Annotated in this window: 11 protein-coding genes; 9 read left to right on the forward strand and 2 right to left on the reverse strand. The window is 47.4% G+C overall.

The annotated features are described in order from the left end of the window. Positions 1-80 precede the first annotated feature (80 nt). Together LC508_RS23555 and LC508_RS23560 are read right to left on the reverse strand one after the other, a co-directional pair. Positions 81-1604, reverse strand: a complete 1524-nt coding sequence (locus LC508_RS23555) for a response regulator transcription factor (protein WP_033141500.1) — start codon at positions 1602-1604, stop codon at positions 81-83. After that, a complete protein-coding gene (locus tag LC508_RS23560) occupies positions 1598-3376 on the reverse strand; it encodes a sensor histidine kinase (protein ID WP_103730960.1) in 1779 nt (592 codons plus the stop codon). The genes LC508_RS23555 and LC508_RS23560 overlap by 7 nt, the downstream gene beginning before the upstream one ends. 244 nt (positions 3377-3620) lie before the next feature. Between LC508_RS23560 and LC508_RS23565 the strand changes: the two genes are divergently transcribed. The 9 genes from LC508_RS23565 (at position 3621) to LC508_RS23605 (ending at position 20908) form a co-directional block, all read left to right on the forward strand. Next, on the forward strand, positions 3621-4931 hold the full coding sequence (locus LC508_RS23565) for an ABC transporter substrate-binding protein (RefSeq protein ID WP_225305253.1): 1311 nt from the start codon (positions 3621-3623) through the stop codon (positions 4929-4931). A 70-nt stretch (positions 4932-5001) separates the two neighbouring features. Beyond that, on the forward strand, positions 5002-5907 hold the full coding sequence (locus LC508_RS23570) for a carbohydrate ABC transporter permease (RefSeq protein WP_033141498.1): 906 nt from the start codon (positions 5002-5004) through the stop codon (positions 5905-5907). Next, positions 5894-6754 (forward strand): carbohydrate ABC transporter permease, encoded by an 861-nt coding sequence (locus LC508_RS23575; RefSeq protein ID WP_207727847.1) that lies wholly within the window; start codon positions 5894-5896, stop codon positions 6752-6754. The genes LC508_RS23570 and LC508_RS23575 overlap by 14 nt, the downstream gene beginning before the upstream one ends. Positions 6755-6760: 6 nt before the next feature. Continuing rightward, the gene (locus LC508_RS23580) at positions 6761-9061 is read left to right on the forward strand and encodes a glycoside hydrolase family 88/105 protein (RefSeq protein ID WP_103730958.1); all 2301 of its coding nucleotides are present in this window, start codon (positions 6761-6763) and stop codon (positions 9059-9061) included. Between the two features lie 13 nt (positions 9062-9074). Then, positions 9075-11060, forward strand: coding sequence for an alpha-glucuronidase family glycosyl hydrolase (locus LC508_RS23585; RefSeq protein WP_103730957.1), 1986 nt, complete (start codon positions 9075-9077; stop codon positions 11058-11060). Positions 11061-11356: 296 nt separating this feature from the next. Next, complete coding sequence (locus tag LC508_RS23590; protein ID WP_033141494.1) at positions 11357-11590, forward strand: GlsB/YeaQ/YmgE family stress response membrane protein; 234 nt, start codon at positions 11357-11359, stop codon at positions 11588-11590. Positions 11591-11996: 406 nt separating this feature from the next. After that, complete coding sequence (locus tag LC508_RS23595) at positions 11997-12893, forward strand: glycoside hydrolase family 43 protein (RefSeq protein ID WP_103730955.1); 897 nt, start codon at positions 11997-11999, stop codon at positions 12891-12893. Positions 12894-12908: 15 nt separating this feature from the next. Beyond that, positions 12909-13721: an LPXTG cell wall anchor domain-containing protein gene (locus LC508_RS23600; RefSeq protein WP_118593867.1), complete on the forward strand. Its 813-nt coding sequence runs from the start codon at positions 12909-12911 to the stop codon at positions 13719-13721. Continuing rightward, complete coding sequence (locus LC508_RS23605) at positions 13718-20908, forward strand: Ig-like domain-containing protein (protein ID WP_118593866.1); 7191 nt, start codon at positions 13718-13720, stop codon at positions 20906-20908. Before LC508_RS23600 ends, LC508_RS23605 begins: the two co-directional genes overlap by 4 nt. The last annotated feature ends 55 nt before the right edge of the window (positions 20909-20963 follow it).

Raw genomic sequence — 20963 nt, forward strand, 5'->3', positions numbered from 1 at the left:
TAATCTGCTCTTGAAGATGTTACTTTAACTTATTGACATTGATTTCCCGACAGCCCCTTTTTTCCGTAATTGAATCATTATTATTTACTCATCTTCTTCACATAAGCCGAAGGCGTAAGCCCCGTACACTTCTTAAAAATCTTACTGAAATAATAAGGCGTATTCCCGCACCCCACAAGCTGCGCCACATTCTGAATCTGCTCATTATCCCGTGTGGCCAGAATTTCTTTTGCCTTCTGCACCCGCAGTTTCATAAGAAATCCGGAAAACTTTTCCCCTGTCTCCTTTGTAAAGCACCGGCTGACATAATTTACATTCATATACAAATAATTCTCAGAGATCCATTTCAGCGTCAGATCAGGATTGGAATAATGCTCATAGATATAGTCGATCAGCCGTGAAATAAATGGGCTGTACTGCTTGGTGTTAAAGCACTGCACCTCGGAGAGTTTATTGATATAATCGAGCACTGCGTCCGCTATACTGACCGTATCCTCCTCCTTGTGGAGCTGATACAGGAAATCCGTGATCTCCGGCAGTGTGTGGGAGGGCAGCTGTGTTCCAAGGGAAATAATAATATTATCGCAGAGCTGCAGCAGAAAGTCCTTATTGGAGATGGCGGAGAGGATTTTCCTAAGTTCCGCCACGGTTTCCTCCCTGTCCATGGCATTTTTATCCGCCAGCACAGGCACCAGACGATTTACCCGGTCTACGATCTGTCCGTAGTTAAAATTGGGAACCGCATCCGTGCCGTCTATAAAATATAGGATGTCATACCGTTTCAGCTTTTTGATCAGCACGGTGAGCAGTGTTTTCAAGTCCGTGTATCTCATACGGCTGTATTCTACAGATACAGTCTGTCCGGGAAAATCCAGAGTCTTGAAAAAGCTGTCAAGCTGCACATAAGAGGTCTCGAAATTAGGGAAAAAGACCAGCAGGACATTCTGAATATAGACAGCGTACCGCTCCACCTCCGGCATATTTTCCCGGCAGTAGTCATCGAAACGTTCCAGGCACCTTGCCAGATTTTTCTCTTCTAGATAATAGACGCTACAGAACTGATAAGGTACATCTGTCAGGTTGATGTAATGCTCGTACAGGTCAAAAAAGGTATCTGCCACCTGCGTATTGGAGATCCCTTCACGTATCATATTCCGAATCAAGGTCTTGTGCAGATTGTGGAAGGCCCGACTGTCATGCTCCGGCTTTATATCCCCTGCAAATGCAATCTTATAGTAATCCTTTGTGACCTCTTGAATACAGTCAATGATCTGCGTCTCCGTGCAGGGCTTCAGCAGATAGTGCTGGACGCCGCATTTCATAGCTCTTTTCGCATATTCAAATTCTCCGTATCCGGAGAGGATCACAAACTGTGTGCATAAATCCGTGCGGTTGATCCTCTCAATCAGTTCCAGGCCTGAGATACCGGGCATCCGGATATCTGTTATCACGATATCCGGGCATTCATCCAGAATGGTGTGATAGGCTTCCACACCATCGGTACAGGTTCCGACAAGCTGGATATTGTAAGATTTCCAGTCAATGATATTGGCGATGGCCTGGCAGATCATTTCCTCGTCGTCCACGATCAGTAATTTTAACATGGCTTGCTCTCCTCTTTCTGTGTACAGGGAATGCGTATCTCCGCTGCCGCGCATTCCTCGTAAGTCTCTTCGTCTTCTATCGTATATAAACGCAGTCCGTAGGCACTGCCGTAAGTCATCTGTATCCGCTTATGGATATTCAGGATTCCGATTCCGAATCCATGGGGCTGTATCTCTCCGTCCAGCAGCTTCTCCATGAAATTTTCCTCGAAGGAGGAACCTGTATTCATGATCTTCAGAATCAATGTGCCGTCCTCTGTCCGTGAAGTGATGGTAATATAACAGGTTTCGGAGGATTCTTCCAGTCCGTAGCGTATGGCATTTTCAAGCAGCGGCTGCAGAGTAAATTTGGGAATGGGAATGTCCAGAAGGCTCTCAGGAATATCCACAGAGAAATCCAGCCGTTTCTGATAGCGTATTTTCTGTATGATAATATAATTGTCCACAAGGGTCAGTTCCCGGCGCAGTGTGAAATCCCTGGAATTGTTGCCAAGGGACAGGCGCAGCAGATTGCCGAGGGCTGTGGTGATTCGGGAAATCTCTTCTGATTTGATCATGCGTGCCCGCCAGTTGATGGAATCCAGGGTATTGTACAGAAAGTGGGGGTCCATCTGGCTCTCCATTGCCTTGATCTGCGCCTCTTTTTTCAGCAGTTCGTTGATGTAATTCTCATTGATCAGAGTATTGATCTTTTCCACCATGGTGTCGAAATTTTTGTAGAGAAGCCCTATCTCGTCCTGCCGGTATTCTATCGGGGGCACGGCAATCTCATATTTTCCTTCTCCGAACTGTTTCATATTCTCGATCAGCCGGTCAAAATGCCTGAATAGGGCAAAGACCAGTTTGGTGCTGAAAATCCCCACCAGTATCACAGCCAATACCATGATGAGGAAAAAGGACTGGCTGGAAAGGGTGATAGCCTGGTAGATGGAATTGTAGGAGACAGTACAGATGTAATTCCATCCATAGGTGGGGATCAGACCGCTTACCGCAAACAGTTTTTCATGTTTCAGGGTGACCACATCATAATCCCCCCGCAGTTTTTCATACAGCTCTGCGGATTCTTTGCGGGACAGCGCACTGTCGTTGAAGATGAGGCTGTTGTCATCGTACAGATAATAAGAAATATCCTCAAATTCCGTGCTGGCCTCCGTGGTTGCGGATATGAACGCATTCATATCTATATTTATAATAAGTACACCCAGAGTATCCAGGCTGAGCCCTTCTATTTTACGCAGTTCTTTCACTAAGAAAATACCGTGGTCAGGTCCGTAGTCCGTGACAGTCACCGTTGCGCCCTGGTTGTCATAGGCTGTCCGCTTCAGTTTACTGCGCACAGAATCCGGCACTGTCTGAAATTTCCGGTTGGAGGTACTGATAACGTCATCCCCCTGCATCACGGAAATATAAGAGATGGCGTCACTGTTGAAAATAAAGAAATAATCACACAGTGTGGAATATACCTGGTTGAAACAGAGCTGTTTTTCCGAATTCTGTGTGCTTTTGCCTGACCGGTCCAGACTTTCCTGTATGGTCTGGTTGGCCAGTATGGAGTCTACGATCGTATCTATGTATTTTAACTGGTCAGAAATCTCCAGGGCGGAGTCTGTAAGGGAAGCCGCTATGGAATTATACAGTTTCTTTTCATAAGAATTGGATACAAACTCCAGACTGACAATACCTGCCAGAAACAGGACCAGAAATCCTGTCAGGATAACAGCCAGAATTTTATGTTTCAGGGACATGCTTTGTAATCTTCCCATTTTTTTCATGGTTTACGCCCTTCTTATATGTAATGATAAAAAAATTATATTAAAATAAAAGTAAAAGCGCAATTGATTTGCCCGGAAAAAATGTGGGAAGTCAATTTTTTACAGGTAAAGTAATTTTTTTGCGGACGCAGGTATGTTTTTTGAGCGCAGAAGTAAGTTTTATCAATTTTCATCCGGGGGAAACCATTATATAATGGGTTACATCAAGAGGAGCTTCTCAAAAGAAAATATGGAGGAAAAACAGGTGAAGAGGAAATTTTTAAAAAGAGCAGCAGCAGTGGCACTGGCATGTGCGCTGGCAGCAGTTTCCATGACAGCATGCGGATCAGATAAGGGCGGAAACGGAAGTAAAGAGGAAGCAGCGTCAGGGGAACTGACCATGGCCTGGTGGGGAAACCAGGTAAGAAATGAGCGTACACAGCAGGTGCTGGATAAATATAAAGAGGAAGAGGGAACCACAGTCAAAGGACAGTTTTTCCAGTGGGACGATTACTGGAGTAAAATGGCTACTTCAGCCGCAGGCAAAAAAATGCCGGACATCATTCAGATGGATATGTCATACCTGCAGCAGTACGTAGACAAGAGCCAGCTATTAGATCTGACACCATATATTGAAGACGGAACCCTGGATACCTCCAATCTGTCTGAGGACGCGATCAACATGGGCAAGGTAGGAGACAAGATTTACGGTGTTGCATCCGGAACCAGTTCTTCCTGTATGTTCTATAATAAAACACTGCTTGATGAACTGGGGATTACTGTAAAGGACAATATGACTCTGGATGAGTTCATTGAGATCGCGAAACAGGTTTATGAGAAATCAGGCTACCGTGCAAACCTGATCCACTACGGAATGTACATGGAAGTTTACGCAAGGGCAAATGATATCCAGGTGGTTGACAAGCTTGGCGGCAAGAGCGCAGAGGATTATGTGGATTACTTTAAAATCTCTGAGAACGGTGTAAAAGAAGGATGGCACATCTCCCCGAGTCAGGCTGCCGATACAGCCAGTGTGGAGGAGGACCCCATGGTATACGGCTCCAATCCTGATAACATGACATGGTGTACCATCAACGGCTCTGCCATGCTGACCGCTTACCAGACAGCAGCTCCGGAGGGAACCGATATAGCCATCACAACAATTCCTTCCACAGACCCGAAAAAATCAAACTATGTAAAACCCAGTATGTATTATTGTGTGAGCGCTGATACCAAGAACCCGGAAGAGGCAGTGAAGGTATTGAATTACTTTACAAACTCTTCAGAAGCTTACAAGATTCTTCTTGCAGAGAGAGGTATCCCGGTATCCAGCAAGATCGCTGAGGAGATCATGCCTCTGCTGAGCCAGGAAGACCAGGAAAATGCTGCATTCATCACAGATGTCATCACTCCGAATTCCAGTGCACTGCCTCCTCTGGCACCGGAGGGAACCAGTGAGGCCCAGGATCTGTTAAGGAAACTGGAAGAGAAGGTGAAATACGGGGAATATACTTCCGAGAAGGCTGCGGAGGAATATTTCAACAGCGCAAACGAAATTTACGCGGAACATCAATAAATAATCAGGGCTGCTGTAGTCTTTTGGACGGCGGCAGCCCTTTTTCTGCCTTTGGAAAGGAGAGAAGATTTTGAAACCTACTAGCAAAAGATTATATAAGTTTTTAAATAAGGAAAAGACAGCGGGAGTTGTGTTCTGTCTTCCTTTTATTATAGGATTTCTGGTGTTTTTGATCATACCTATGGGAATCTCTTTTTATTACTCGCTCTGTGACTACGACATTCTGTCACCGCCGGAGTTTGTGGGACTGAAAAATTACATAGATATGTTTACAAATGATGAAGTGTTCTGGCATTCCATCAAGGCCACCCTTTATTTCGCGCTGGTGTCTGTGCCGCTGAGGCTTATTTTTGCCCTTTTGGTGGCAATGATACTGGTGAAACCCACAAAGGCTACGGGATTTTACCGTGCAGCCTACTATCTGCCCTCCATCATCGGCGGTTCAGTGGCTGTAGCTATTTTATGGAAGAGAATGTTCGCACCCGACGGTGTTGTGAACAGCATTCTCGGAATATTCGGGATTGACACCAACTTTGCATGGCTCAGTGACACCAGAACAGCGATCTGGACACTGATTCTGCTGGCTGTCTGGCAGTTTGGTTCTTCCATGCTGATCTTCCTGTCCGCATTAAAACAGATTCCGAAATCTCTGTATGAGGCAGCAGACGTGGACGGCGCGGGCAAGGTGACAAAGTTCTTCCGTGTTACCCTGCCGCTTCTGACTCCCACGATCTTCTTCAATCTGGTTATGCAGATGATCAACGGATTCCTGGCATTTACACAGAGTTTGATCATCACACAGGGAAAACCAATGGATACCACTTTATTCTACGCGGTGTACATGTATCAGCAGTCCTTCTCCTTCAGCAAATCCGGTTATGCTTCCGCAATGGCATGGGTTATGCTGGGAATTATTGCAGTGATAACATTTGTGTTATTTAAGACCAAAAAATATTGGGTATATGAACAGGGGTGAGATTGTGAAAACGAAGAATATAAGAACAGTTGTCTATCATGTTTTAGTCTGCGGTTTCGGATTAGCCATGCTGTATCCGCTCTGCTGGATGTTCATGAGCTCTTTTAAGGAAACCAGTACCATATTTACAACAGCGGGAAGCCTGATCCCTGAGAAATTCACACTGGAGAATTATGCCAATGGCTGGAGAGGATTTGCAGGCGTATCCTTTGGCACATTTTTTAAAAACTCTCTTTTCATAGCAGTTGTGGGAACCATAGGAACCCTGGCATCTTCCGCATGTGTGGCATACGGATTTGCCAGATGTCAGTTCAGGGGCAAGAAGATCTTATTCGGCGCCATGCTGGCGTCTATGATGCTGCCGGGACAGATCCTTATGGTGCCCCAGTATCTGTGGTATGAAAAACTGGGCTGGGTCGGCAGTTTTTCTCCCCTTATTATTCCGTTTTTCTTTGCCATCCAGGGATTTTTTGTATATCTTATGATGAACTTTATAGAGGGTATCCCTACAGAGCTGGATGAGGCAGCCAAAATTGACGGCTGTTCCTATTACGGGATCTTCTTCCGTATTATTTTGCCGCTGATGGCTCCGTCACTGATCACAGGCGGTATCTTTTCCTTTATGTGGAGATGGGATGACTTTATGTCAGCGCTGCTCTATATCAATGATGCTGCCATGTATCCGGTTGCCCTGGCGCTGAAACTGTTCTGCGATCCCGGCTCCTCCTCGGACTATGGCGCAATGTTCGCAATGGCGACTCTCTCCATCGTGCCTATTGTACTGATCTTCATTTTCTTCCAGAAATATCTGGTAGACGGAATTGCAACCTCCGGATTAAAGGGATGATAATATATGAAGAGCTACATATCCGAAACAGACAGCATGCATTATATATACGGCGATGACACAGAAGCCGTGCTGCGCACAATGGCGTACCGGTTTATGGGAAATCATCCGCCCATGCCCTTTCTTCTCAGGGCTTTCCATGAAAATGGGGCCAGAAGGAGAAAGAACGGGGACGCAGTCCTGGATTTTCAGCAGCAGTTTCCCGGGGCCCTTTTGGGGGACTGGGGGGCAGCAGCCGGTGAAATGTGGTGCCCGGAAGGGAAAATGAGCCGTTTCCTGGTGAAGTGTGAGAGCCGGACATTAGTATATCTCAACCGGGAGCTGATACTTCTCTGTCCGGGAGCGGGAGAATATGAACTGACGGCCAAACTGCATGAAGGGATGAACCGGCTTTTCCTTGTTTCCAGAAAAGAAGCAGGATTTTGCTGTACGCTGACCAATAAAATGCCTCAGTGGGAGCCATGTTCTTATCTTATGCCCTTTGAGGAGAGGGGAGGAGAGGCTGGTTTTAACTTTACTTTGTTGAAAGCAGAGGAGGCGGATGAGAAAACAGCCGTGAATTTTTTTCTCAGGGAATCCTTCTGGGAAAAAACGGAGAAGGAGACAGAAAGAGTTTGGCTGCCGGCTGCAGACGTCCCCAGATTACCCTGGAAGGAAGCGGGCCAGATATGGTTTGCATGGACAGAGGTACGTGCTGTACCGGGTACGGACCTGAAAAAGGCGTGGGAAGAGCTGATACGCTTTTTGAGGGAGCAAAAAGAAAAGAATCCGTGTATCAGAGCAGTTATGATAGATGGATGCAGGATGGATGCGGATGATAAGGAATCGGGATGCTGCAGAAAACCATATCAGGAGCACTTCCGCGCTTGCTGCCAGATATCCTGGTTGATCCGCACAGAGGAACGAACATGCGGGATGGCCTGTCCTGATTGGGAAAACAACCGTTGGGAATGTCGTATTCCGGTGGAGGCAAAGGGAAACTGCGGTGATGTTCTCTTTCTGGGGCCTCTGGATTGCCGGGCGGAAGAGGCACTGATGACCTGGATCCCCGACAGACGGGAATTTCTTACAAAGCCCTTCCGGATATCTGATTCCGGTGTTTTCTGGAGAACAAAATATCCATCTGTTGTTATCCGTCCCTTTGCAGAGAGCTGTCTGTTCGGCCGCTGGACATATCCCCTGGGGGTGACTCTGTACGGAATGCTGCAGACAGGTCTGTATTATGAGATGCAGGAACTGATAAAATACGTGCGTGATTCCATAGAAATGGTGGTCATGGCTGACCGTTATGCAGTCTATGACCGGGAAAAATACGGATTTCCCGGTGTCAACCAGCAGCTTCTTTGGATGGACGCCCTGGATGACTGTGGTTCATTCGGTTCCTGTATGCTGGAATACCTTCTGAACTGCATGGAAGCATGTCAGAAAACTTTCCCGGACATACGGCGTGCGCCCCGCTGCGGCATAGGCAAAAGCAATGTTCAAACATACGCCGGGGAACAAGACAGATATTTTAAAGAAGAAGTACAGAGGATTGCCGGCAGAATCGGCAGATATATTTTAAAAGAACAGATCCGAAATGCGGACGGCTCTTTTAAGAGAAGAGACAACAGCATGTGGATTGATGATATGTATATGAGTGTTCCTTTTTTGATCAGGTACGCAGAAGTTTTTCATGATGACAATGCCATAGAGGAAGCTGTCAGACAACTGCTCTTATATAAGAAGCATTTTTATTTCAAACCGCGTGCTGTGAAGGGAAGCGGGCACATTTTGTCCCACATGTATAAACTGGAATTTGAACATGCGAATATGATCCCATGGAGCAGGGGAAACGGCTGGGTAGTTTTTTCACTCAGTGAACTGCTCATGAGGGAGAATCCGGATGTACCTATGCGGGAGGAACTTGTGTCTTATTTCCATGATCTGTGTGAAGGCTATCTGGAGCTCCAGGATGAGGACGGTCTTTGGCATCAGATTCTGGACGAGAGGGATACCTACCAGGAGACATCTGCTGCAGCCATGTTCATCTGCGCCATGTCCAGAGGGATTCGTTATGGGCTGCTGCCGGAAGAACGGACGGCAGATTTTGCCGAATCTGTGTTCAGGGCCTGGAACGGTCTGGCGAAAAAGGCCATAGACAGGAAGGGAAATCTATACGGTGTCTGCCAGGGTTCGGGCTGGTCCTATGAACGGGAGTATTACAGAGCCCTGGAATGGAATTTCAACGATACTCATGGAATCGGTATCGTTATGCTGGCAGGCGTGGAGACAGACAGATTAAAACATTACCTGACAGAAGAGTGATTAGGAGGAAACTATGTGCAACTGGGAGCAGGCATGGCTTGCATATGAACTGATAGAAAATCAAAAAGATAAGAAGTATTTTGAATCTGTGTATACACAGCAGAACGGAGTGCTGGTTGAAAGCGCACTCAGAGAAATAAAGACAGCAGCCGAAAAACTGTTTTCTATCACAGTGAGAAGAGGAGAAAACAGAGAGGAAGCGGGGCTTATATTAGAGTTGAATCCGGCCCTGAATCTGGGAAAAGAAGGGTATCAGATCACAGAGGAAGAAGACAGGATTTATATACGCGCGGCAAAAGAAAACGGGCTTTTATACGGAACATTCCGCCTTCTTCTTATGGTATCCTCCGGAAAAGAGATCACCGGCATTTCTATTCGGGAGATACCGCCGAATCCTGTAAGGATGCTGAATCAGTGGGACAACATAGATGGAAGCATTGAGCGGGGATACGCAGGAAGATCCTTTTTTTATGAAAACGGGAAAGTCTGTGTGACTGAGCGGATCAGAGATTATGCCAGACTGCTCTGCTCTGTTGGAATCAACGGAATTTCTATTAATAATGTGAATGTGCGTAACGGTGCAGAATGGCTTATCTCAGAGAGGCATTATAAAGAACTGGAGCAGATTTCCCATATTTTTGCACAGTACGGGATTTCCATGTATCTCTGCATTGATTTTGCAGCACCCATGACTCTGGGCGGGCTTTCCTGCGCAGACCCATTGAAGGAAGAAGTAAAAGACTGGTGGGAGAAAAAATGCGGCGAAATTTTCGGACGGCTTCCCAATATGGGAGGCTTTCTTGTAAAAGCAGATTCCGAAGGACGTCCCGGACCCTTTGCCTACGGGAGGAACCATGCAGACGGTGCCAATATGCTGGCCCGCGCGGTTAAACCGTACGGAGGGACCATCATATGGAGATGTTTTGTGTACAACTGCCAGCAGGACTGGCGTGACCGCAGGACAGACCGGGCATGTGCCGGATACGACAACTTCATGCCTCTGGACGGAAAATTCGATGATAATGTCATTCTCCAGATTAAAAACGGACCCATTGATTTCCAGGTGAGAGAACCTGTCCATCCTCTTTTCGGGGGTCTGCAGCATACAAACCAGATGCTGGAAGTTCAGATCGCCCAGGAGTACACAGGACAGCAGATCGATGTGTGTTATCTGGTTCCCATGTGGAAAGAAGTGCTGGATTTCTCCACGGGATGTGGAAAACCGGAGGACACAGTGGCGGATATCATTTCCGGCAGGACATTCGGACAGCAAAGATGCGGTATGGCAGCAGTAGCCAACACAGGAAGGGATGCCAACTGGACAGGCCATGACCTGGCAGGCGCCAATCTGTACGGATTCGGACGTCTGGCCTTTGCTCCGCAGCTATCCGCAGAGGAGATCGCCAGCGAGTGGATTTCCCTGCAGATCAGCAGAGACAGCGACGTGAACAGGAGTATTTCAGATATCCTTCTTCGTTCCAGAGAGGTTTATGAAAAATACACTGCGCCTCTTGGAATCGGTTTTATGGTGAACCCCGCACATCATTACGGTCCCAATCCCGAGGGATACGAATATTCCAAATGGGGTACCTACCACAGAGCCGATCACCTGGCAGTGGGCGTTGACAGAAGCGCAGGGGGGACCGGATACAGCGAACAGTATTTTGAGAAAAATGCTGCCCTGTTCAGAGAAAAGGGAACCTGCCCGGAAAATCTGCTTTTGTTTTTCCACCGTGTTCCCTACACATACCGGCTGCATTCCGGAAAGACATTGATACAGCACATTTATGACAGTCATTTTGAGGGACACGAACAGGTCCTGCAGATGCAGAAAGACTGGGAACTTTTGGAGGGCAGAATCCCGCAGCACATTTTCTTAAGAGTTAAGGAACGGTTCACGCGCCAGGCTGAAAACAGCCGGGAATGGTGCGATGTGATCAACAGCTTCTTCTACAGAAAATCCATGATTCCCGACGAACAGGGAAGAGAAATCTTCTGATATATGCAAATCCTTTTGCCGGATAACAGAAATGTTTCCGGCAGAAGGATTTTTTAATTTATCTTGTGTACAGAGGATTGGGAGCTGCCAGCGTGATAAGGAGCAGAATGTTCCATATCTGTATATTGCAAAGCGTGCTTCCGGGCCCGGAGTGAACAGCAGATGTAGACAGGCTTTGGCCTATGTTTTAGGAAGTCAGATGTACAAAGTAGATGGAATGGGGTATAATAGGTAGAAAGCCAAAATCAAAAAATAGTGAAAAATTTGCGGAACCAGGCATCATAAAGGAGATAAAAATGCTTACATCATTAATTATAGGAATCATATCAGGCTGGATAGCCGGAAGAATCATGGGCGTAAAAAAGGGAGGCTTCATAAAAACCATCGCAATTGGAATCGCAGGCTCCTTTGTCGGCGGAGGAATCATGTCGCTAGTGGGATTTTATGCGTACGGTTTTCTTGCCAATATTATGGTATCTGTTTTGGGGGCGTGCATTTTCTTATATATTGCGAAGAAGATTTTTAAATAGTGGAAAGGTTGATATAACATCTGCGAAAACGCTTGAAAACATAGTCAAATGAGGAGAAATCTGGATAAGCCTGTAGTTCAGCCGGATAGGCATGAATTACAGGCTTTTTTGGAGTACATAATATTAGACAATAGTTTGGGCAGCCTGCAATTTCATAATATGGATTATCCGGCATCTCTGTTTTGAGGTGCTTTTTGTATGCTTAAATACAAGAGGCATGAGAGAAAGGATTTTTATGAAAATACCCCTTGCAGCACTGTTTTGGCAAGAACACTCTTAAAGTTTATGACATTGGGTGTAAACAGTAACCAATTAGTAAACTACAGGTAAGAAAGTAAAAACATGCACATAGAATATCTGACTGATTTAACACTATAATAAAACAAAAAGTGTGAGGAGGCGTGTGATGAAATATCTGTTTATCTACTTTATTGGCGAACAGGAAGATGGAGAACAGGTTTATTTTTCAGTCAGCAGCGATGGACTACATTGGGAAGATCTGAATCAGGGGAAACCTGTGCTGCGGTCTTGTGTTGGTGAGAAAGGTATCCGGGATCCGTTTGTGGTCCGGGACCCGGAGAATGACAGATTCTATATGATGGCCACAGACCTCAGAATTGGAGCAGGAAAGGGCTGGGAGGAAGCGCAGTACAGGGGAAGCAGGAATCTGATCATATGGGAATCTGAAAATCTTGCAGACTGGAGCGGTCCGAGAAGCTGTACGGTGGGGGTACCAGAAGCTGGATGCGTGTGGGCACCGGAGAGCGTATATGACCAGGATGAAAAAGCATTCTTTGTCTTCTGGGCATCTATGGTACAGCTTGTGGGAGAATCTGAGCCAAAGCAGAGGATTTATGGTTCCTATACCCGGGATTTCAAGAACTTTACAGAACCATTTATTTATCTGGAAACCGGAAACCATGTAATTGATATGAACATTGTCCGTGACCAGGGATGGTATTATCGTTTTGTCAAGGATGAGACAACAAAAGGGATCAAAGCGGACCGGGTAAGGAAACTTTGCGGGGAAAGTGCACAATCCATCCACTCTGAGATTCTTGAAAAACTTCTTGGAGTGGAGGGCCCGGAGGCGTATGAACTGCCAGACGGTCGGTGGTGCCTGATCGCGGACCAGTTTGCCAGCGGCGGGGGGTATCTGCCGCTTGTGTGCAGTGAGCTTGAAAAGGGCGATTTTGAAGTGCTTTCGCATCAGGAGTATGATTTGGGAAAACTAAAAAAACGGCATGGATGTATTCTGAAAATTACTAATGAAGAATATCTCAGGCTGAAAAACAGATATTAGGAGAAGGATAGACGGATGAAAAAGAATGGGAGAATCATTCTGATAATATTTACAGTCTTGTGGATGTTCACACAGACAATCCCGGTCCTGGCTGAAGGAGGCCCCAGGATTCTGATGAAACAGTTGGGCGAGCTGACAGAGGATAAAATGATGGAGGTTGTCTGTGTTGTTGAAAACGGGGATGGAATTACTAACGGCAAATTGCGTATTATGTATGATGCTCAATGGATGAAGCTGACAGATACAGGAGCTGATGAGGCGTTAGACGGTGCCTTATGTGAGGTAAATGATTGTCTGACAGGCAATAAACCGGAAGGGGAGATAGTGGTGGCATTTGCCTCGTCATCCAGTATCCGGGAGGAAGGAAGCCTTGTGAAACTGAATTTTAATCTGCCCAAGGGAATTCCTGACGAGGGGGCGCTGGAGGTGACAGTGGTCGCTGAGAAGATTGGTGGAGATGCAGGGACTGTGCAGGTCAATACAGAAAATCTGATAATCAGATCAGAGAAAGGCAATCCGGATGATCCGGACGGCGACAACAAAGACGATGATAATAAGAAAGACCCGGATGATGATAAGAAAGACGATCAGAATCAGGGGGATCATGATGGGCAGAGCGGTAATGGTTCAGGGAATGGTGATAAGAAAAACCAGGGAGGCAGTAAGAACCAGGGAAGCACCAGCAAAAAAAGTACATCCAGGCCCAAAGGAAATATCAAGACAGGAGATGAAACAAGAATCATACCATTTGTGTTGACAGGGGGCGCCGCTGCAGGCGTGTCTGTTTGGATGGTGAGAAGGAAGAAAAAGGAGGAGGCAGAAAAGTGAAACAGTTGAAAAAGAAAAGAATGCTGGCAATGACGCTGGCAACAGCTATGACAGCCCAGACCTTTGGCGCGGGCAGTCTGCCTGTAATGGCGGAGACAGTGGGTTCCTCACAAGACAGCTACGGAACTAATATGGACTTTGAAGCTGGTACAGAGGGCTGGACGACAGAAGGAGATGTGACGGTTGAGGAATCCAATGTCAGGCAGGGAAGCAAGTGTATCAGGATGGGAAAAGACTCTAAAATATCTCTGCTGGTGGGGGATATTCCCCAGGGGAGTTACACTCTGACAGCATGGGTCAGGGGCGTTAAGAGCAGCAACAGCGCGGAGCTTGTGGTAAGGGGAACCGGAGCGCCGGATGCAGTTGCACTTGTGGATACATACCTGGACGGGGATAAAAGTGTATGGCAGCAGATGGCCCATCGAAATGTGCTGGTGTACAACGGTCAGGCCCAGATTGATATCAGTGCAGGAAATTCCACCGAGTTGTATATAGATCAGTTGGAACTCACTCTGGATTCGCAGGATGAAAACGGACTTTCCAATTGGGGATTCGAGGATGGACTTACAGAATGGTCATCTGCAGGTACGGCAGAGGTGGTCACTGACTCCGCTGATACGGGGAAACAGGCCGTCCGTCTGGCAGCAGGAAGCCAGGTGGAGCAGAAGGTGGCAGTTGAGCCGAATACGAAATATGCGTTGACGGTGCGGGCAAAGGTTGATAAACAGGATACTTTTGCAACTACAAAATATACGGATGAGATAGAACGTCCAATCGGTGAACTTGTGGATCGTACCTCACTTGGGGACAGGCTGAATCTGGGTGTAAAAGCTGCAGACGGCACGGTGCTCCGCCAGGTGCCGTCAGGGACAGAGGACTATTCACTTGTGACTCTGACTTTCACAACAGGAGCGAATGACAGTGAGGTGACAGTTTATGCGAATACCATCTGTGATGAGGCTTATAAGGAATCTGTTACAGTGTGGTCAGATTATGAGACACATTTGGCAGACGACTGGCAGGGAAACGGAGAGGATTTTGCCTATGTGGACAATTTTGATTTGTTTGCGTTCAAAGACCAGAATTACATACGGGGAGCAGATGTCTCTTTTCTGCCTCTGATTGAGGACAACGGAGGAAAATATTTTGCCAATGGAGTCCAGCAGGATTGTCTGAGAATCCTTTCCAATCATGGTGTCAATTCACTCATCAGCATGGTATTTGTACATGCAGGAAATAAAATCTATAACCCGGATGATGGGCTGAAGCAGATCTTCCAGGATTATAACATTGGACCTGACGGACAGCCATACCCGTACTTTATGCAGGAGGGTTACTTCGACAAAGAACATCTCGTGGCTGTGGGAAAACGAGGAGCGGATCTGGGGCTTAGCTATATGCCGGGCTTCCAGTACAGCGATGCGTGGATCAGCGCCGGAAAGGCAAATACGCCTCTGGAATGGCTGAATGTAGATTATGAGGGCAACTTAAGCAACTCTGATTTGGATCATATGAAAACCAATGTATACAATTATGTATATGACACACTGACAGCCATGAGAGACGGCGGTGTGGACATTATCGGTGTAAAACATGGAAATGAGCAGAACCAGGGAATCATCTGGCCGGTTGGAAAAGGCTCCAAGAGTAAAGGGCACGCAGAGCTTGTTGCAGCTTCCTATGAAGCTGCGGAGGATGTGCTGGGAGGAGTGCCCGGATTCATCCATACGAATAATGGATACAGCCCGGCAGATGCAAACAGTTTTTTCGGAAATCTGCTGGATATGGGAGCAAAGATGGATGGTGCGGCATTTTCTCTGTACGGCGGACGGGGAATAGATAATATCCTCAATATGGCATCTAACTCACTGACTAATGAGCGTTTGAAATACAGAGATTATGTGAATGTGGAGACAGGGTTTTCCTTTACCAGGTACAGACCGACATGGAACGCGGAGGGGTCAGCCATGGGCCAATCCTCTTACTACAGGACAAGCGGAAATGGTCAGTATAACTGGCTGCTTGACTATATGCAGGCTCCCTTTGATATTCCCAATCCTCATAATCAGCTCAGAGGATTTTATTACTGGGAAACTGACTGGACACCCACGCCAGGGGCTGGAAGCAGTTATCATGAATCTGTCAGCGTGAGCGGCAGGACTATGTTCAACAACGGAGATATGGGCATCGTGGAGATGGGAAGCAGCCAGCCGGGAAAAGCCGGAGATATGATGGACAGCATGTATGCCTATCTGATGAGAGGCTGTGTGAAAGAAAAGGCGGCGTCAACCCTTTCTCCCCTGAGAGGATACGGAGAGTATACAGTGGAGGCTGGTCAGGTATCTGAAATCAGTCTGGAGCAAAGTGAGATCGATCTGATGCCGGGAGATACCCAGAGACTGAAAGTAAATCTGGCTCCTGCGGACAAGGTTCTGACAGACGGAGCGGTCAGCTATTCTACGTCTGACGCCTCGGTGGCTGAGGTCACAGAGAAGGGATTTGTCCGGGGCGTGGCAGCAGGCACAGCTACAGTTACCGCGGAGGTAAAGGGACTGGCAGCATCTGTAAATGTGACAGTGGGAGAGCCAAAAGAAGCAGCCAAAGACGATCTGACTCTTAAATTGGGCAGAGATTCGACAATTGACAAAACGCCTGTAAGTGATGGAGAGGAGATAACTGTACAGGTCCTCTCTAAACTCCAGCTTGCCGCAAAACTGCCGGATGAGGTCACAGATAAAGTGGTCATCTACACATCATCAGACCCTGAAGTGGCATCCTTCTTCGGTGAGACATGGCAGACACCCAGGGGATATATGCGCCAGCAGTCAGATAAGACCGAGAATGTACAGCTAAATGTGAAGAAAAAAGGTACCACCACGATTACAGCAGCCACTCAGGACGGAAAGTCTTCCCTGAGTTTTACATTGAAAGCAGAGAAGGTGGATGCCGGCAAGATTACCCTGGATCAGACAGAAGTGACAATGAGCAATGGCAGAAAGCTGCAGCTTAAAGCGGCTCTGGAACCTGAAGATACCACACTTTCCAAAATTCTCTGGGAGTCGGACAACCCGGAGACAGCAGCGGTGGATAAGAACGGCTTGGTGACTGCTGTAAGTGTAGGCGATGCAGAAATCAGGGCAGTATCTGATGACAACCCGGATGTTTCTGCTGTCTGCAAAGTACATGTGGTGCCGGTAATGGCAGAGGGAGTAGTGCTGGACAAAGAGACAGCCACACTTCAGATTGGGCATTCCAAGACACTGAAGGCACTTGTTATGCCTGAAGACACCTTTAACAAAAAGCTTACCTGGACTTCAGAAAACGAGTCTGTTGTGTCCGTAAATGAAAATGGTGTTATTACAGGTGAGCAGATTGGCGGTCCGGTCAAGGTTACAGTTACTACAGAAGACGGTGGATTCACTGCAGAGTGCCAGGTCACGGTACAGGAGGAAGCAGTCTCTGTTACAGGTGTCAGCCTGGATCAGGAGAGCTACCGTTTTGCATCTGATTATTTTTCGGACACCAAACCCTTAGAGGAGATTCCAACTGTCAGATTCAGCGCCTCCGTAGAGCCGGATATGGCTACAGAGGAAGATGTTGTCTGGAGCTCTGACACGCCTGAGGTGGCTGTGGTCAATGAATATGGAATCGTTACACCTGTGAGCAGCGGGGTGGCATCTATAACGGCAGCAACTGTGGATGGAAACCATACTGCTTCTGCAATGGTCTATGTACCGGCAGTCAGCGAAAGCTTTGACAACAGGGAGACAGGCTCAGGCTGGGATATGACAGTTGGTTCTGTAGGCGGAGGCGCACTGGGTTCCGGTGTCAATGAGACGGATGACGGCAAGGTGCTTCAGATTGCCGGAGGCGGTTCTGGTGGAAGGAGTACACAGCACAGGTTCTCACCGGAGATCACAAGTGACAAGATAATCCTTGATTTTGATTACAACGTAGGTACAAGCACAGCTTCCAACGGCAATTACCTGGCTGTCACAGACAGCAGCAATCATGTATATCTGGCGATTCAGACAAATAAGAATACAGAACTGGTTTACAGCGCCGGTGAAGAGCTTGTGAATAACCAGCCTTTAGTGAACGGCACTGTAATAGGACAGGGATTTGACAAAGAGAATACATGGTATCATATGGATATTGAACTTGATATGAAGGCAAACATGTCCCGGTTTACGGTCACAAGTCTGGATGATCCGTCTGTTACAGCTACACAGGAAGCTGCTTTCGGGGAGGGAATCCAGTACAACAATGATCTGGGGAGCATTCAGTTCATGGGAACCAGGAACAGGGATGCGGGAAATCTGGACTGGAATCCGGCTCTTGATAATTTCAATGTTTATGCTGTCGGAATATCTCCCAGGAGTGTGGTGGTGGATACAAAGTCTGTACGCCTGCTTCCTGTGAAAGACACACTGAAAATACAGCATCAGCTAAATGCCAAAGTGCTGCCGGAATCTGCAGACCAGGGAATCGTGTGGTCATCTTCTGACGAGACAGTGGCAACTGTGGACGAAAACGGATTGGTGAAAGCAGCTAAGATTTGCGATAACCTGAGTGACATTAAAAACGGAACCTGCGTCATCACGGCAGCCTCCACTGCAGATAAATCTATTCTGGCGGAAGTAGAGGTAGAAGTTACCAACACCCCGAACGCAGTTGAGCGTTGGAGTATCAGTGATGAAAAAGGAAATGAAATTCCCTTTGGCGATGAGGCAGATGCCATAAAACTTCAGACAGGAGATAAGAAAAAGCTGAATGTGATTGTCAGCGGCGGAGATGGCGAATCAGATATTGCCGGGATCAGCTGGACATCAGATGATGCAGATGTGGTCGCAGTAGATGCGGCAACGGGTGAGCTTCGTGCCAAAAAGGCGGGTACGGCAGTTCTGACTGTGGAAGTATCTTTCTATAGCGGAACTCCGCTGACACTGAAAGTAAACTGTCAGGTTGATGGTGAAGAACTAGCAGATACAGGAGCTCTGGAAGAGGCAGTCAAAGCAGGTGAAATGGCAATGGAGTATCCGGAGGACTGTTATACCGAGGAGAGCCTGAAAGCATACAAAGATGCCCTGAGTAAAGCAAGAGAGACTCTGGAGACTGCCCGGAGCGAGAGATGGCAGGCGGAGAAGCAGGGTGAGATAGACAAGATTACAGAGGATTTGGATCAGGCAGTTCAGGGGCTTGCCATAAGAGACAACATACCTGCAGAGAGTATTATACTTGGCGGAGGAGACAACCCGCTGTCCATTAACAAGAAAACAACCCTGAAAGCGGAACTTAAACCGGCTTATGCCACAGAGACGCTGACATGGACTTCGTCAGATCCCGAAGTTGCAGCGGTAGATGAAAGTGGTGTGGTCACCCCTCTCAGCGAAGGAACAGCAACAATCCGTGCAGAGGCATCAAGCGGTGCGTCGGCTGAAAAGAAAATTACAGTTACAAAAGACCTGACATCCTGGTTCCAGGATAACGGTGTCACCATAAGCAGTGTGGGAACCGGCAGTAAATATAAAGATACAACGCCGTTTATTAATGCACGGACTTCGTCAATTGTCGATGCATGGTCAACGGGCTCAAATACTAACATGGGAAGTCTGACTGTTGATTTCAAAACAAGGACATCCCTGGAGAGCCTCACCACGTCATTCTGGCAGCAGATGAAATATAAAGTAGAGACTTCTGATGACGGTATTACATGGAATATGACTATGGACCATTCCGGTGAGTTTGCCGGAGCCATAGGGAATGAGGTGTTTACCGAGGCATTTCCGGAAAACACCAGTGCGCGGTTTGTGCGTGTTACCACCCTTGGAGTAAAGACCAGTACTGATTGGGTCGGAATTTCAATCATGAGAGTGGACGGCGCCTTTGAACCGGAAGCACAGCGTACCCTGGATTCTCTGGAGCTGACAAGCGGCCCGGATAAGACGGTCTATGATCACGGTGAAGAACTGGATCTGACAGGTCTGACTTTGACAGCAGGATATGATAACGGAGATTCAAGAGTGCTGAAGGCACAGGAGTACCGGATTGAGGGCTATGACAGCAGTCTTCTGGGCAGCCAGACTGTGACTGTGGCTTACACGGAGGGTGATGTCACTCTGAAATGTGAATTTGAGGTTACAGTGAGGATGCCTGTTACCACCACAAGACTTGAGAAGGCAATTGCCTTTGCGGAAGGTCTGAAAGCACAGCAGGAGGCAGAACAGGGATTTACTGAGGCTAGCTGGGCAGACGTGGAGGCAGCACTTGCTGAAGCGTCAGCCGTACTTGCGGATGAGAATGCCAGCCAGGAAGAAATTGACGGGGCTGCATTGACTCTTATCGGCGTGTGCAGTGCACTGGTGGAAAAGATTCCTAAGGTTGGTCTGAAGACTGCTATAGATGAGGCGGAAAAAGTGCTTGCAGATGAAGAAGCCCTTGCCGGCTATACAGAAGAGAGCGTGGAAAATGTCCGTCTGGCGCTTACCAATGCGCAGACCGTATACGAAGATGAAACAGCAGAACAGGAAGCTGTGAATACAGCGCTGAAATCTCTGATGGATGCAGTAACCTCCCTTCTGAGGATAGACAACAGCAGGCTGGATGCATTGATCCAGAAGGCAGAAGAGATTTTGACAGATGCCGATAGTTATACTTCCGGCAGCGTGGATGCACTTCAGAAAGCACTGGAAGAGGCAAAGGCAGTGGCCGGAAACAAAAATGCCACAGAAGAAGAAATCAATGCTGCATATGATAAGTTATTCGATGCCCTGATTTCCATGGCAAAACGTGGAAATAAGGCGGAACTGGAAGTGGCTTTGGCAAAAGCAAATGAAATTCTGGCTCAGCGAAACCGCTATGTGGCGTCCACAGTGTCAGATCTGGAGGCGGCGACAGCTGAAGCACAGACAGTCTATGATAACATTGACGCAACCCAGAAGGAAATCAATGGAGCTGTGGAAACTCTGGTTCCTGTTATCATGAAAGCACGTCTGCTTGGAGACGTGAACATGAATGGTATCGTCGAGTCTGATGATGCGGCGGAGATACTGAAGTATACTGCAGAGCTGCAGGAGCTTACAGAGGAGCAGGTAGAAACCGGAGATGTGAACAGAGACGGTGAGGCAGATGCAACAGATTCAGCAGTGATTCTCCAGTATACCGCGGAGAAGATCAGCGAATTTTGAGACAGACGCCCTGCAGAGGTTATTCCTCTGCAGGGCGTTTGTCATGAAGATGGTG

This window comes from Blautia parvula, from assembly GCF_020215665.1.
GTDB classification, from domain to species: Bacteria; Bacillota; Clostridia; order Lachnospirales; family Lachnospiraceae; genus Blautia; species Blautia celeris.

What these genes read in the sequence shown, in the direction of transcription:
- LC508_RS23575 (WP_207727847.1), top strand. Translation starts at nt 5,894, where the DNA reads ATGAACAGGGGTGAGATTGTGAAAACGAAGAATATAAGAACAGTTGTC.
- LC508_RS23555 (WP_033141500.1), bottom strand. Translation starts at nt 1,604, where the DNA reads ATGTTAAAATTACTGATCGTGGACGACGAGGAAATGATCTGCCAGGCC.
- LC508_RS23600 (WP_118593867.1), top strand. Translation starts at nt 12,909, where the DNA reads ATGAAAAAGAATGGGAGAATCATTCTGATAATATTTACAGTCTTGTGG.
- LC508_RS23585 (WP_103730957.1), top strand. Translation starts at nt 9,075, where the DNA reads ATGTGCAACTGGGAGCAGGCATGGCTTGCATATGAACTGATAGAAAAT.
- LC508_RS23580 (WP_103730958.1), top strand. Translation starts at nt 6,761, where the DNA reads ATGAAGAGCTACATATCCGAAACAGACAGCATGCATTATATATACGGC.
- LC508_RS23560 (WP_103730960.1), bottom strand. Translation starts at nt 3,376, where the DNA reads ATGAAAAAAATGGGAAGATTACAAAGCATGTCCCTGAAACATAAAATT.
- LC508_RS23595 (WP_103730955.1), top strand. Translation starts at nt 11,997, where the DNA reads ATGAAATATCTGTTTATCTACTTTATTGGCGAACAGGAAGATGGAGAA.
- LC508_RS23590 (WP_033141494.1), top strand. Translation starts at nt 11,357, where the DNA reads ATGCTTACATCATTAATTATAGGAATCATATCAGGCTGGATAGCCGGA.